The following is a 15,030-nucleotide window of genomic DNA, read 5'->3' as shown; positions in this document are numbered from 1 at the left end:
AGTTAGAACTTGCCCTCGGCGGTATTTACCCCGCCGGTGGTTGAGCCCAGCACGGGGGTGACCGGCTCTGGCTTCAATTGGTAAACCGGCGTGAAGACATTCTGGACCGCCATGTAGCGATAGAGCTTGAACAGGCCCCAGCCGCAGAAAACGAGGACGAGTCCGATGGGAATGAAGATGAGTGCGCGAGGCATCTCCCGCTCCTGAATGATGACGATGGGCTTGCGGTCCACGCGGAGTCGCTCCAGTAAGAGGTCGATCACCTTTGGCATTCCGCGAGACGGACCATCCTCGTTGAAATCGTCGATCTCGCTCGCGAGTTGCTCCAGCCGGCCTCCGGCGGCAACCCGTTTGTAGGCGCCATCGGTGAGGCTGATGGCGATTTTATCGGAGCCGCGATTGAAGAGGACCAGCAAGCCAATCGGCTCTTTGATCCAGGCGTCGCGCAGTTTGTTGGCGGTGGCGGTTTCCTGTCCTTTTTCCGTCTGCGACAAGGCCACGATGTAAGTCGAAATCTTGTTCCTGGCGTATTCCTCCTTCAATTTTTGGGAGAGAAAAGTCCGCGTCTTCGGATCGAAAATATCGTCCTCGTCGGACACACGATTGTTCGGTTTGCTCGGGAGACTGATCGTCTCCGCGCTGGCCAGCAGCGGAAGCAGGGCGAGAAGGAGAATGAGCCAACGTTTCAAAACAAATCCTCCTGCGTTTTCGCCTCATGGCCAAGCTGCACGGCAGTCTTCAACTCCGGCGCTTCCGCAGGGTAACCCGTGGAGCAATAGATTTTCAGATGCCGTCTGACTTCTTGCAGGATGCCGATCGTGCCGCGATAGAAATGTTCGTGGTGAAAATCGGGCAGGGCGGCATTCAGAATGACCTGCAACTTGTCCTCGGGCAGGGCTTTTTCCAGTCCGTAGCCGGTGGTGAGCAGAACGGTGCGCGAGGCGGAATCAAAGAAGAGGACCACGGAAAAGTTTCGCTCCATGCGAGTCTCCATCGGACTGAAATGACAGCGGTTCACCAGCCAGAACAGATACTCGCGCGGCTTGAAGGAAGGGTGGACTTCCATGCTCATCACAGAGAGATAGAGGCCGGGAAAAAAGCGCTCGGCTTCGATGAGTTTTTTCTCCAGCAGATTCTGCTCAGACCCGGTGTAAAGCCCGCTGTAATCGGTCAGCGAGCGGAAGTTTTTCGGGACGGTGCCAAATTTTTTATCGAGTGTTGCGAGGGTAAACCCGCAGTCTGGACAAGCCTCCACGGCTCCCTGGAGGACGGTGAGACAAGAGGGGCAGCGCATGGTTCGGGCTAAAGTATTCGGGGCGCGGGCTGTTTACAAGACGCGGCATTTCATTTAGGGAAACTGCTTTCTGACACATCCCCACCTCGCTTGACCATGAAAAAGAATCTATCCGTCGGTCTCATCGGCTACAACTTCATGGGCAAGGCCCACTCCAATGCGTGGCGGCAGGCAGGGCGCTTTTTTGATCTGCCTGCCGGCATTCGGATGAAGACGATTTGCGGCCGATCCGCCGGGCGCGTACAGGAGGCGGCAATGCAACTCGGATGGGAAAACGCCGGCACGGACTGGCGCGAAGTCATCGCCGATCCGGAGATAGACATCGTGGACATTACGACGCCTAATGATACCCACGCCGAGATCGCCATCGCGGCGGCGGCTGCGGGAAAAGCGGTCCTTTGCGAGAAGCCGCTCGGGATGGATCTCGCCCAATGCGAGGCCATGGTCGAGGCTGTGGAAAAAGCGGGGGTCGTTAACATGGTCTGCCACAATTACCGGCGCATCCCGGCCATTGCGCTGGCGCGGAAAATGATCAGCGAAGGTGCCATCGGCGACCGCATTTACCATTTCCGGGCGCGATATGCCCAGGACTGGATCGCCGATCCGCAGTTTCCCATGGTTTGGCGGCTGCAATCCCAGATCGCTGGTTCCGGCGCGCACGGAGACATCGATGCCCACATTATCGACTTGGGGCGTTATCTGGTGGGCGAACTCGCCGAGGTCTGCGGCCTAATGGAAAACTTCATCAAAAAGCGTCCGCTAGAGGCGGGTTTTGGAGCCGGGTTGCAGGCGACTGCGGGTCAGGAAATGGGCGAGGTGACTGTCGATGACGCCGTCTCATGGATCGGAAAATTCAAAAACGGAGCCATCGCAAACCTGGAGGCGACGCGTTTTGCCTATGGCCGAAAAAATCACATCACATTGGAAGTCAACGGCAGCGGCGGCTCGCTCGCGTTTAACTTTGAAGACATGAACCGGCTGCAATATTACAACGCTCGCGACCCCGAGGGAACCCGTGGATTCCGCGATATTCTCGTCACCGAGAGCACGCATCCCTATGCCGGAGCCTGGTGGCCGCCGGGTCACATCATTGGCTACGAGCACACGTTCACGAATACGTTTGCGGACTTCATTTCCGCTGTCGTCGCTGGCGAAAGCGTGCAGCCGACTTTCCGCGATGGCTTGGAAAATGAGCGCGTCCTTTCCGCAATTTCGCAAAGTGCCTCCGAGAAACGGTGGGTGAGCCTGTGAGAATCCATCTGCTGCGCCACGCTGATGCGGAGGACTTTGCAACCTCGGATGCCGCCCGAGTTCTCACGGCGAAAGGACGCGAACAAGCAGCGCGAGTCGGGGAATTTCTCGTGCGCACCCGGCAGCCGATCGACCTCATTCTTACCAGCCATTATCTGCGGGCTGCGGAGACCGCGCGGATCGTCTCGGAAAAACTCGACCAGGAATCACCCGTGGAAGATCGCCGTCTCGGCTGCGGATTATCCCCGCAGACGGGGCTCAGCATCATTCAGGAATACAGCAGTTTTAACGATGTTCTCTTGGTTGGCCACCAGCCCGATCTAGGGATGCTCGCGGCATTTTTGCTTACGCGGGATCGCTCATTCGAGCTGGAATTCCACAAAGCCTCACTCATGTCGATCACCATGCTGCAGCCTGCGGCCGGCGCTGGTGTGTTGGAGAGCTATGTGAACGTGAGTCAGATGTAACTCACGCGTCGGTCGTCCGAAAAACGTCCGTGAGCGTGTGCTCGATCTGATTGATGTCGAACGGCTTCACCAAATGCGCCGCAAATCCGGCATCTCGGCTGCGCCGCACATCCTCCTCGCTACCATGACCGCTGACCACGATGCCACGGATTGGCGCGTGTTTTTGCAACTCCTGCAAGAGATCGCAGCCGTCGCCGTCGGGTAATTCCAAGTCGCAAATCACCGCCTCGATGGCGTGCTCGCGGACCATTTCCAACGCCTGATGATAATTTAATGCCACCCAGACCTCGTGGCCGTGCCGCTGGAGGAGTCGTTGCATGACAGTCGCCGTGCTTTCATGATCCTCGACGACGAGCAGGCGACGCGGAATGAGTTCCCGGTTGGTGCCGGGGAGAATCCGGGTTCGCGGAACGGATGAGTCGGGCGCGGGTAAAATGGATTGGCTGGAGGTGCTTGGAACTGTCTGGAGAGAGTCAGGCATAAACGTGCGCGAGTAAGGTGATCCGATTGAGCGAATAACGAATAATACGCCCGATGTGGATGTAAGGAGTTTGTTGGACGGAATAATTTTCTAACAGCCTCCGACTTCTGCAAGTGACGATCTGCCGACACGCAGAATATTTTGAGTCGAGTTAGATTCCCATGTTAGAGAGCGTGGTCGCCAGTCGGCCCACGATGCTGGTCATCTTCGGATGCGACGTCTCAAATTCCTGTACCGAGGCTCGCAGCTCATCGAGGGCGGCTTCCACGACTTCTGGCTGATTCTCAGAACGCGTCACTTCCTCGGCCGTCGCATCGGTGGAACGCGCGATGCGCAGCGCCTGCTCGTCGTGCGTTTGCGAGAGCAGGGAAACTTCCGCCTCCAGCTCGGCCAGCAACTGCGCCAGCTCGGCCTTGGTGTCGCTCGGGATGTTTTCCGCGCTCTGGAGTTTGGACTGAATGGCCGCAATCTGGTCTTTGATCATGCCGCAGTCTAAGTCCATCGACGGGACTTTGGAAACCACATCCTGCGTAGAAACAAAGATGAACTTTGCTTGACGCCGTTAATGTCGTTGATTATTAGCCTCCTAATCATGCCTCATCTGCTCCTTCAAGAACTGCCTCGCTACGAGTGTTTGCTGGCGGCTTCGGAAAAATATCCCACGCTGAATCCGTCTTCGGCGGAGGCGTTCCTGAACTTGCTCAGGACCGGCGACCTCGTCTTCGAGGCCGAAGGTTTGTATCTCAGCCAGTTTGGGGTGAGTCAGGGTCGGTTCACGATTCTCATGCTGCTCAACCGCATGTGCGAGGAGTCCGTTTCTCCAGCGGAACTGGCCGAAAAATCCTGCGTCACCCGCGCCACGATCTCGGGTTTGCTCGACACGATGGAACGCGATGGACTCGTCACGCGCACGACCTCGGCCTCGGATCGACGCGCCGTGGAAGTCGAGCTCACTGCGGAAGGCCAGGCACTGGTTGATGCGATTTTGCCCGGCTACTTCGCCCGTGTGGAGGAAATGATCAGCCCCTTGGATGCCGCCGAGCGTAAAACTTTCGTCACTTTACTTCAGAAAATTCAATCCGCCTTTGTCGAACCAATCCACTCCTAATCTTATGTTCAAACGCTTCGTTATCGTCATCGTCCTGTTCGTCCTCTTTGTCGGCGCACTGGTTTATCATCAAGTCGCCAAGATTAAAGGGCAGATGGCTCAGGTCTTCATTCCTCCCCCCGATACCGTCACGACCGTTATCGCCAGCGAGGAGGAATGGTCGCCGGTCTTGAGCGCGGTGGGTTCTCTAAAACCCGTCAAAGGCGTGGAAGTCAGCACCGACTTGAGCGGTATCGTTTCGCAGATCGGCTTTGAATCCGGCAAACCGGTGAAACAAGGCGACTTGCTCGTGCAACTCGACATCACGCAGGAGGAAGCCGCCTTGCGTTCGGCTCAGGCTCGCGCCGATCTGGCGAATCTGAACAAGACCCGTTTCCAAGATTTGCTCTCGAAAAACTCCGCCTCGAAGTCCGATCTGGATAATGCGGTCGCGGAGTTTCGCCAGGCGCAGGCCGCTGTCGATGAACAGAAAGCACTCATCAATCGCAAGACGATTCGCGCTCCCTTCGACGGCTCGGCGGGCATTCGCAAAGTCAACGTGGGCCAGTTCGTCAACCCCGGCACTCCGCTGGTCGATGTCACCGCGCTAGACCCGATCTACGTGAATTTCTCGCTGCCGCAGCAATACGTTTCCGCGCTCACACCGGGCCACGATGTCGAGGTAAAGATCGAGGGCGTCAACACAGAGTCCTATCAAGGTCAGATCACCGCGCTCAACTCCATCGTCGATGCCGCCACGCGCAACATCGAAGTCCAGGCCACCTTGAAAAACCCTGAGGGAAAACTGATTCCCGGGATGTTTGCCAAGGTGAATGTGAAGATGCAGGAAACCACAAAAGTCGTCGCTATTCCCGCGTCGTCGATCAGCTATGCGCCGTATGGCGACTCGGTTTATGTCGCCATCAATGGCAAAACGATGGATGGCAAAGACGGCAAAATCGTTCGCATCCAGCCGGTGAAACTCGGCATTAGCCGCGGCGATCAAGTCTCCGTGATTTCTGGTTTGAAAACGGGCGACGAAGTCATCACCTCGGGCGTCTTCAAGCTGCGTCCCGGCGGCGCGGTGATGGTGAATAATTCCACCGTCCCGAGCAACAACCCGGCTCCGACTCCCTCGGACACTTGAGTTTCAGTCGTATCAAAAAAGGAACGCGACTTATGAAATTCACCGATCTTTTCGTCAAACGCCCGGTCATCGCGATCGTGCTGAACCTGATCATTCTCCTGGCCGGTTTCCAGGCGATCAAGCTGCTCAACATCCGGCAATATCCGCGCAGTGACAGTGCTGTCGTCACCGTTTCCACGGCTTACATCGGTGCAAATGCGGACCTCGTTCGCGGGTTCATCACGACGCCACTGGAGCGCGTCATTTCCAGCGCCGACGGCATTGATTACATCGAGTCGGCCAGTTCGCAGGGACTCAGCGCGATCACGGTTCACCTCAAGTTGAACTTCGACACCAACGCCGCGCTCACGCAAATCCAGAGCAAGGTCAACCAGGTTAGAAACGACCTGCCGCCCGAGGCCGAAAGCCCCATCATCAATGTCGAAACGAGCGACGGACGTTTCGCTTCGATGTATCTCAGTTTCTTCTCGAAAGACTACGATCAAAATCAGATCACCGACTATCTAACTCGCGTCGTTCAACCGAAGATTGCCGCCATTAAGGGCGTGCAGCGCGCCGACATATTAGGAGCCCGCACCTTCGCGATGCGCATCTGGTTGAAGACCGACCAAATGGCGGCGCTGAACATCACACCCGTCGAGGTTAGCAAAGCCTTGCAGGCGAACAATTATCTCTCCGCCATCGGCGCGACCAAAGGCTCGATGATCGCTGTGAATCTCGTCGCCAATACCAACCTCAACAACAAAGCCGAGTTTGAGCAGCTCGTCATTCGTCAGGAAAACGGCGCCATCGTTCGTCTCAAAGACATCGCCGAAGTCGTTCTCGGCGCGGAAGATTACACCACCGACGTGCGGTTTGGCGGCCAGACCGCGACTTTCATGGGTATCTGGGTTTTGCCCACGGCCAATTCCATCGACGTCATCAAGGATGTTAGAAAAATCCTCCCCGACATCGAGGCGGCGCTGCCTTATGGAATGAAAGTCGGCATTGGTTACGACGGCACGGAATACATCAACGACGCGTTGCATGAAGTCTTCAAGACGCTCAGCGAAACGCTCTTCATCGTCATCGTCGTCATCTTCCTTTTCCTCGGTTCGATTCGGTCCGTCATCATCCCGATTGTCGCCATTCCGATCTCACTCATCGGCGCGGTTTTCCTAATGTTTCTTTTCGGTTTCACGATCAACTTGCTCACTATTCTAGCCATCGTGCTTGCAGTCGGCTTGGTCGTCGATGACGCCATCGTTGTTGTGGAAAACGTCGAGCGCCATTTGCAGGCGGGCATGACTCCTTTCAACGCCGCCATCCTCAGCGCGCGCGAACTCTTCGGTCCGATCATCGCCATGACGATCACCCTCGCCGCTGTCTATGCGCCGATCGGCATTCAGGGCGGACTCACCGGAACGCTCTTCCGCGAATTCGCTTTCACTCTGGCTGGAGCGGTTGTCGTTTCCGGCGTCGTCGCGCTTACGTTGTCGCCCATGATGTCCTCCGTCATGCTGCGCGAAGGCGATTCGCATAAAGGTTTCGCTGGTTGGGTGAACAAGCGGTTCGACTCCGTTCGCCGCACTTATTTGCGCTGGCTCGATGGCACGTTGAAATACCGGCCCGTTACGCTTTTCGTCTGGATCGCGTTCTCCATTCTCATCATCCCACTCTGGATGTTTTCACTGGAAGAACTAGCTCCCACTGAGGATCAGGGCGTGGTCTTCGGCATCGTGCAAGCCGCTCCTAACTCGACCATCGAGCAGACGACGCTCTACACGGAGCTGGCTAACAAGCTGTTTCTCTCGTTTCCAGAAGCGGCCACAACATTCCAGATTACGAACCCGACAGGCGGCTTTTCCGGCATGATTACCAAGCCCTTCAAGGAACGCACCAAGACGACCAAGGAACTCGCCGGTGAAGCTTTCTTCGCGGGTTCCACCATTCCCGGCATTCGTCTGATTGCCACCACACCCGAACCTCTTCCCGGCGGTAGTGATTTTCCGGTCGATTTCGTCATTGCTTCGACCGCCGAACCCAAGGAACTCCTGGAGTTTGCCAACAAGCTCGTGCAGGCCGCGTTTGAGAGTCACATCTTCATCTTTGCCGACACGGATTTGAAATATGATCAGCCTCAAACGGAAATCGTTTTCGACCGCGATAAAGTCGCCTCACTCGGGCTCAATCTACAACAAGTCGGAGCCGACCTCGGCACCATGTTAGGTGGCAACTACGTGAACCGCTTTTCCATTCAAGGCCGGAGTTACAAAGTTATCCCGCAGATCAAGCGCACCGAGCGGCTGAATGCCGATCAACTGAAAGATCTCTACGTTAGCGGCCCCGGCGGCAAGCTCGTGCAGGTTTCCACCTTTGCCACCACCCGCACCACCACCGAACCGCGCGCCTTGAACCGCTTCCAGCAGCTCAACTCCGCCAAGATACAGGGAGTGCTCCCACCCGGCATTACGCCCGACATGGCCCTCAAAGTCCTCGAAGCCAAAGCCGCCGAGATACTGCCGAAAAACTACGTCATCGACTACGCGGGTTCATCGCGCCAGTTGCGCAAGGAGGCAAACACCTTCGTTTACACTCTCATCCTCGCCGTCATCCTCATCTTCTTGGTTTTGGCCGTGCAGTTTAACAACTTCACCGACCCGATTATTATCTTACTCGGCTCGGTGCCGCTCGCCGTCGCCGGTGCGCTGCTCTTCTCGCATCTCGGCTTCACCACGATCAACATCTACAGCAAAGTCGGCCTCATCACCCTGGTCGGACTTGTCTCGAAAAACGGCATCCTCATCGTCGAATTCGCCAACAAGCTGCAAGAGGAGGGGATGGATAAACTCCGCGCCGCCATCGAAGCCGCCGGCACCCGTCTCCGCCCGATCCTCATGACCTCCGTCGCCACCGTCGTCGGACACTTCCCGCTCGTTCTTGCCCGCGGCCCTGGAGCTGGTGCACGCAACAGCATCGGTATCATGTTAGTCAGCGGCATGATCATCGGGACATTGTTTACTCTCTTCGTGGTGCCTGCCATCTACGTTGTGCTAGCCAAAGACCACACCCACGACCGAGAACGCAACGCCGCCTCCAAAGGAAAATCCATCATCCCAGGCACCCCCAATCCCGTGTTGGCCTAGAAACATCGCAGACTCTTTTGTCCGGGAGCGTGTGCGTTCTGACATAAACCATAGCGTCGGCATCTGCTTTCCACCGATGGAGTTTGGGCCAAGTTCAAACAGACAGATCCTAATTCAATGCAGCAAACACAATGGTCCAATAATGGCTCGGTGATCTGGCTGACCGGACTGTCCGCATCGGGTAAATCGACCTTGGCCCACGCACTGCAACGCATATTGTCCCAGCGTAAGATGCATGCCTACGTGCTCGACGGAGACAACATCAGGTGTGGATTGAGTTCGGACCTCGACTTCTCGCCCGAGGGCCGCGTAGAGAACATTCGCAGGGTGTCCGAGATGGCGGCGTTGATGGCGGATGCGGGCGTTATTACGATTGTCGCTCTCATCTCTCCGTATCGAATCGATCGCGGGCGAGCTAGGAAGATCATTACTGACAGCGGCAGTCGGTTCATTGAGATTTACGTTAATGCTCCTCTGAGTGTGTGCGAGGAGCGCGATCCCAAGAATCTCTACAAAAAAGCCCGTGCCGGTGAGATCCAGCAGTTCACAGGGATAGACGCCCCGTATGAGGAGCCGGAGAATTGTGAGCTGATCCTCCACACTAACATTGAGACGATTGAGGAATCCATTTCCCGCATTATCGCGGGATACTTCCCATAAATGACCGACGACACCAAACGGCTTTCGCATCGCCAAATGCGCTGTGGTTTGACTAGACTTTCGCGATGATCCTTTCTCATCGGAAACGATTTGTTTTCTTACTCCCATGGAAGACAGCGAGCCAGTCGGCTACGGTGCGTTTGGCGTCTTACAACGAGAGCCCCTACGCCGCTTTTTTTTATTTTAATCCTTACCTTAATCGTCTGGCCAACCAGCACATTACCCGCGTGGAATTTGCCAGTCTGCCGGAAAGCGCACTGGGTTATCCGATTACGGCGTTCGTGCGCAACCCCTACGACCGGGTCTATTCGGGATTTCGCCAGTTACAAAAAGACATTCGTGCGCAACCCGCCATGACTTTTCCCGAACCGTGGATTCGCGATTTGGTGATGAAACAAATAGGGGAAAATTTTCTGCAACTGCAAAGGGCCAACTTCCAGTTTGATCGCTGGCTAAATAGCGTGACAGAGGAGCAGATTTTCGAACTGGGACGGAACACCAGTTTTCTGCTGCATCCCGCGCATTACTGGACGCACATCGCCGGTCGGCAAGCCGTGGATTTCATCGGCAAGGTGGAAAACTTCGAGGACGACTTCCAAACCTTTCTAACCAAAAACGAGCTGACGGATGTGCCGAAACTAAATGCTAATGTCGAGGAACTGGAGACTGGCGGCCATGTTTCCGCATACCGCTATGTAGATCGGATGAATGCGCGTTCGATTGAGAAGATCAACCGACTGTTTGCCGCCGACTTCGAGTTGTTTGGATATACGATGTTAGATCCCGCCGATCATGACGACGCGATAAAAAAAACCTTGCCAAAAACAAAGCGGGATGCAGTTGAATTTTCAGGCGAACGGCTGGTGAGAAGCCTGCCGCCGGGTTTGCGGGTTAGTACGGAGCATTTGCATCGCTATTCGACTGCCCTGCCGCTCTGCTCGGGTCGTCGGGTGCTCGATATAGCCAGCGGCGACGGCTATGGCAGTGCGCTGCTGGCAGGGGAGGCCATGCAGGTCACCGGGGTGGATATTTCGCCGGAAACCGTGGTTCGGGCCCGGGAACTTTATGAACGTCCCAATCTGACTTTTCTCGAAGGCAGAGCGACTGCGATTCCTCTTCCCGACGCCTCGGTGGACGTGGTGGTTAGCTTTGAGACGATTGAGCATTTACTGGATCACGAGAGCTTTCTCCATGAGATCCGCCGGGTGCTGGCGAAGGATGGTTTGTTACTAATGTCCACGCCCGACAAGTCGGAATATTCTGATCGTGCCGGACTGAAAAATCCGCATCACTTGCGGGAGCTAACTCGGTCGGAGTTTCATGATTTACTGAAAGATCATTTTCAAAATGTGTGCATGGCAGGTCAGCGTTACGTGGCAGGTTCGTGGCTGGAAAGTAGTGCTGCTCCAGAGGGTTCAAGCAGAGGTGTTTTAACTGCGGATTATGACTCGATGCCTTTCACGTTAGGACCAGGTGAGGCGGTTTTTTGCCTGGCGCTTTGTTCAAATGGACCATTGCCGCCTTTGCAGTTAGGCATGTGTCTGCCACCGCGCAAAACGCTCGACGGCTGGCTGGAAGCCATTGAAATCATTCCCTCCCCGGAGGCTTTGCTGAAACTGATTCCACACACAGAGGTGAGGAATCAATTCTCGGAAAAAACAGAACAGGATTTGGTGGTTGCGCTGGCTTCGTTACAAAAAGAAAAAGCCAGGGCGGAGAAGTGGAAAACCAAAGCCCAGAAACGCGATCTAACTAAGCCGGAACAGAAAAAGGGACTGATCCGAGGGGGATGGGAAAAATGGATTTCTAGGTGGCGGCTCTAGCTAGTTGTTCGTGCAATCGGGCGGCACCGGCGGAGAGCGTAAGCAGCGACCGCGTCTCAATGCGGGCTTTTTTTCCGAGAGCATTGGCAGCCTCACGGTTTTCAACCACCCAGCGTAGATGGGCGGCGGCTTGTTCCAAGTCGGGGTCCGCCCAACGGCCCTGGCTCGGGTAATTGGGTTGCGCATCTTGCCCGACTTCGATGAGTCCGAGGCTATCCACGAGCAGACTGTTGCCGGAATTCATGAAATCGAGGTTGCCGGAATAGTTGGTGGCGATGACGGGTTTTCCCAGCAGCATGGCTTCGGCGAGGCTGAGGCCAAAGCCTTCGCTGCGATGCAGGGAAATGTAGGCGTCCGCAAGGTCGAGGAGGGCATAGGAGCGTTCACGGGTCATCACCTCGTCGATGAGGATGACATTGTTTTCGCTGGCGGCTTGGCGGAGTTTTTCGAGTCCGAGCGGGTCGCTACTGCCATGGGAAACTTTGATAACGAGTCGAGGGCCGGTATTTTTCTTGGGAAAGGCGAGCCGAAAAGCGTGAATGAGGCCCAACGGATTTTTGCGACCCAGTGAGCTGCTAATGTCGAACATGAAGAGGAAGAGAAACTCCTTCTCGGCGAATCCGAAATCGCTGCGGCGAAGTGGGGTAAATGGAGAGAGATTTACACTTGGCAGAACAAAATGGGTGTTGGCGACTCCGGCGCGTTCGAGGGTGTCTTTGATAAACCGGGTGGGTGCCCAAATTTCGTCGAGCCAGTTAGGCTGCGCCAGCCAGGGCCACGGGAGATTGGGGAGTTCCCAAGAAACGACTCCAATACGACGAATGCCGGGGGCGCGATGCAATCCGGCACGTTCGTAAGCGGTTTCGTAAAAAGAGTTGGGGGTGAGTTGGATGATGCTGGTGGGGTAAATCTCGAGGCCGAGATAGGCGCGACGATCGAGCAAGGAGGGTTTTTCTCGAACAGGAATATCGCGGCAACTGACGGCATAACCCGCAAAACGGGCGAGGCGAACTGTCTGGTTGGTGACTTCGCCCAGGCCGGAGGGATAACAGAAGTGGCCGAGGACGTTGATGCCGCGAGAATCAGGTTGGATGGGCTCCGATTTGTCGAGAAAATGGCTCGCGGCGGCACTCTGCCATCGAACGGCTTCGGAGAGGAACGCGGAAAGGGGCGGAGCGGTGATTTTCTGAGCATCGATCCATTGCAGAAACGCGGTTGCGCCGACGGATTGAAGGGCTTGGGGGTAAAGCTTTTGCCAGTCGGCCTGGATGAGGTAGGTGAAAACGAGGCGCTCGACAGGATGAGCGGCAGTTTCCTGCTGAAACGCGGCGATCTCCAATTCGGTAAAGGCGTAATGCTTCTGGCTAGCGGTTTCAAGCCAGCGATGGAAGGGTTTGTCGGCGACATCGAGCAAGGCGAGGGGATATTTTTCCCATAACGCGGGGGTGCGCAGGTAAACACCGAGGACGCGCTGATTGGCCGGGACGGGTTTGACTTTGGGAAAGAATTCGGCATTCCGTTGCTTTAGCCATTTACGAATGGAACCAGGAAAAATGTGGAGCGATCTGCCGAGGCGCACCCAAGGATGCCGGACGAGTTGACGCTGTTGTTTTTCGTCCTTTTTCCGTTCTGATCGTAGTTTTTTAACCACCTCCTGCAACTTGGCATCCGCTTTTTTAGAGACGGACTTTTGGCTCACATTAGGCGGATTGATGGCGGTATGACGGGGCAGTTTTTTTCCTGCATGCGCCACGATGACTTCGTGGTAGAGCCGTTCGTAGCCATCGGCCATGTGTTGCACGTCGAAGACAGTCGTGGCGCGTTCCCGTGACGAGGCACCCAGGCGATGGCGGAGTTCCGGGTCGCGAGCCAGCACCTGCGCAATTTCGACAAGCGCGGCGGTGTCACCCTCGGGAGCGAGGAAACCTTCCACGTTTGGACGCACCATGTCGGGTATGCCGCCGATGTGAAAAGCCGCCACGGGCAATCCGCAGGCCAGAGCTTCCAGAACGGCGAGCGGAGCGGTGTCGGCGATCGATGGATGGAGAAAAAAATCGAGCGCACCGAGATGTTCGCGGAGACTTTCATCGGTGGCTGGGGCAATATCGCGAATCCACGGTTCACCTGTGGCCTGCGTGGAGCCGAGGTTGAGATAGATCAATTCTGGATATTCCAAACGCAAGGCATCGAGCACGACGCGGGCATGGGGACCACCTTTCCAAGGATGCGCCAGCACACCGGAGCGCGCCAGACTGCCGACGATGAGCGCATCGGCGGGCAGACCCAGCTTTGCGCGCATTTCGAGCCGATCCGTGGGGTGAAAGACTTTCGTATGGATGCCATTGGGGATTTTGTAAATCGGATGCTCTGAAAGCAGGCTGCGTTTCAGGTTACCTACCATCCAATCCGATGCGCCGACGATCCAGAGGCGGCTGTTGTCGGCGATGAGTTTTTTATCGCGCCAAAGAGCGGCGGTGTTGTCGAAAGGAAGCGGTGGACCCGGCAAAGTGAGGTCGGGGCATTCTCCGCAACCGATTTGCCAGCGACGGCAGGAGAGCGCGTGCGAGCAGTAACCGGTTAGCGGCTGCATGTCGTGGATCGACCAGACGAGCGGACGACTCTGCGACAGCGCGATCAGCGAAAATGGGTTAAAATACCCACCCTGTATATTGTGCAGATGGATCAATTCCGCCTCGCACACCGCCGGATGTTCGGGCAGACGATGGCTCCCTAGGTATTCGTAGTCCGGCCAACCTTCGGCCCGCAAGCGCTCGCGACGGGCCACATCCGCTTGTCGAGGGAACAAAATTGCAGTGGAATCTGGCACGATCTTGCGACCCACGAGCATCTCGCTGCGATGGCCCGCTTTTCTCTGAGTAACAAGAAGGTCGTTGGCCAGTCGTTCCACTCCACCGTGATGATCGTAGGCATTGAGATGAACGATGGAGAGTGGTGTTTTTACTCCCGAAAGCAATCGTAGGGATAGAGCGGTTTCTGGAGTTTGAATCCATTGGCCCTCAGTTGAATAATGGCGACAGAGGCAATCGACATCTAGCAATGCCTGTTTTTTTTCCTCCAAGACCAGGCGATGGAAAAAATTGTAATCAAAATCGTAATGCGGCAATCCGGCATGGAAGCGCTCCGACTGGAAAATCTCGCCCGCAATTACCGCCGCGCCCATCCCGTGCCCCCCCACGTTTTGCATTCCGTTTCCTGGTACACAGGTGACGGGTTTTCCTTCTGCATTCCAATCCCAGGCAATCGGGTCGGCTACGTAACGTCCAAGATACAACGCCGACGCGCTAACGACATCGTCTCGCACCCATTTTTCAAGTCGCGAATAGACATCCACCGGAGGCAAAACGTCGTCCTCCAAGGTAAAAACAAGGCGAGTCGTGATCTTCTCAGCAAATCGGGCATAAATTCGCGAGCAGACATCTCGCACAGCGTCACTGTGGTGGGGGCGATGCCGATCCGCCAACCCGGCGGGGGCAAAATTCACAACCTCGAAATCGGGCTTCGGGTAATCGCAAGCGGCCAGCCATTCGCGCACTGTTTTTTGAAAGGCGGAGTCCTGCGAAGTCGTCAGAATCCGCAAACGGATTTCCGAGTGAGAGAAAGTTTGCTGTTCCAGAAAACGCGCCGTCATCGGCCATGCCCAGGCACGCCCAGAAAGAGACAGACACAAGGTCGCA

Annotated in this window: 12 protein-coding genes; 7 read left to right on the top strand and 5 right to left on the bottom strand. The window is 56.0% G+C overall.

The annotated features are described in order from the left end of the window. Positions 1 to 2 precede the first annotated feature (2 nt). Together ABIT76_03705 and ABIT76_03700 are read right to left on the bottom strand one after the other, a co-directional pair. Positions 3 to 689, bottom strand: coding sequence for a TPM domain-containing protein (locus ABIT76_03705; protein MEO7932246.1), 687 nt, complete (start codon positions 687 to 689; stop codon positions 3 to 5). Then, entirely contained in the window at positions 686 to 1,294 is a 609-nt protein-coding gene (locus ABIT76_03700; GenBank protein MEO7932245.1) for a TPM domain-containing protein, read from the bottom strand. Before ABIT76_03700 ends, ABIT76_03705 begins: the two co-directional genes overlap by 4 nt. Positions 1,295 to 1,390: 96 nt before the next feature. Here ABIT76_03700 and ABIT76_03695 point away from each other — a divergent pair, with 96 nt between their 5' ends. Both ABIT76_03695 and sixA read left to right on the top strand, forming a co-directional pair. After that, positions 1,391 to 2,545: a Gfo/Idh/MocA family oxidoreductase gene (locus ABIT76_03695; protein MEO7932244.1), complete on the top strand. Its 1,155-nt coding sequence runs from the start codon at positions 1,391 to 1,393 to the stop codon at positions 2,543 to 2,545. Continuing rightward, positions 2,542 to 3,012 carry a phosphohistidine phosphatase SixA gene (sixA, locus tag ABIT76_03690; GenBank protein ID MEO7932243.1) on the top strand — a complete coding sequence of 157 codons (471 nt, stop codon included), beginning with the start codon at positions 2,542 to 2,544 and terminating at the stop codon, positions 3,010 to 3,012. Before ABIT76_03695 ends, sixA begins: the two co-directional genes overlap by 4 nt. A gap of 1 nt (position 3,013) precedes the next feature. On the opposite strand, the gene ABIT76_03685 is transcribed toward sixA, so the two are convergent. After that, positions 3,014 to 3,493: a response regulator gene (locus tag ABIT76_03685; protein ID MEO7932242.1), complete on the bottom strand. Its 480-nt coding sequence runs from the start codon at positions 3,491 to 3,493 to the stop codon at positions 3,014 to 3,016. Between the two features lie 151 nt (positions 3,494 to 3,644). Next, positions 3,645 to 3,995: a DUF4404 family protein gene (locus ABIT76_03680; GenBank protein ID MEO7932241.1), complete on the bottom strand. Its 351-nt coding sequence runs from the start codon at positions 3,993 to 3,995 to the stop codon at positions 3,645 to 3,647. Between the two features lie 90 nt (positions 3,996 to 4,085). Between ABIT76_03680 and ABIT76_03675 the strand changes: the two genes are divergently transcribed. The 5 genes from ABIT76_03675 to ABIT76_03655 all read left to right on the top strand — a co-directional run bounded on the left by ABIT76_03675 (position 4,086) and on the right by ABIT76_03655 (position 11,335). Then, complete coding sequence (locus tag ABIT76_03675) at positions 4,086 to 4,601, top strand: MarR family transcriptional regulator (GenBank protein MEO7932240.1); 516 nt, start codon at positions 4,086 to 4,088, stop codon at positions 4,599 to 4,601. Positions 4,602 to 4,605: 4 nt separating this feature from the next. Next, positions 4,606 to 5,727: an efflux RND transporter periplasmic adaptor subunit gene (locus ABIT76_03670; protein MEO7932239.1), complete on the top strand. Its 1,122-nt coding sequence runs from the start codon at positions 4,606 to 4,608 to the stop codon at positions 5,725 to 5,727. A gap of 32 nt (positions 5,728 to 5,759) precedes the next feature. Beyond that, entirely contained in the window at positions 5,760 to 8,852 is a 3,093-nt protein-coding gene (locus ABIT76_03665) for an efflux RND transporter permease subunit (protein ID MEO7932238.1), read from the top strand. Positions 8,853 to 8,915: 63 nt separating this feature from the next. After that, complete coding sequence (gene cysC, locus ABIT76_03660) at positions 8,916 to 9,512, top strand: adenylyl-sulfate kinase (protein ID MEO7932237.1); 597 nt, start codon at positions 8,916 to 8,918, stop codon at positions 9,510 to 9,512. Between the two features lie 227 nt (positions 9,513 to 9,739). Beyond that, positions 9,740 to 11,335 (top strand): class I SAM-dependent methyltransferase, encoded by a 1,596-nt coding sequence (locus ABIT76_03655; GenBank protein ID MEO7932236.1) that lies wholly within the window; start codon positions 9,740 to 9,742, stop codon positions 11,333 to 11,335. Here the strand turns inward: ABIT76_03655 and ABIT76_03650 are convergent. Then, positions 11,319 to 14,984 carry a glycosyltransferase gene (locus tag ABIT76_03650; protein MEO7932235.1) on the bottom strand — a complete coding sequence of 1,222 codons (3,666 nt, stop codon included), beginning with the start codon at positions 14,982 to 14,984 and terminating at the stop codon, positions 11,319 to 11,321. The two genes, ABIT76_03655 and ABIT76_03650, sit on opposite strands and share 17 nt — an antisense overlap. Positions 14,985 to 15,030 lie beyond the last annotated feature (46 nt).

It is taken from the genome of Chthoniobacterales bacterium (assembly GCA_039930045.1).
In the GTDB taxonomy this organism is placed as follows: domain Bacteria; phylum Verrucomicrobiota; class Verrucomicrobiia; order Chthoniobacterales; family DASVRZ01; genus DASVRZ01.
The sequence above is the reverse complement of the archived record's forward strand: the minus strand, read 5'-3'. Positions and strand labels throughout refer to the sequence as shown.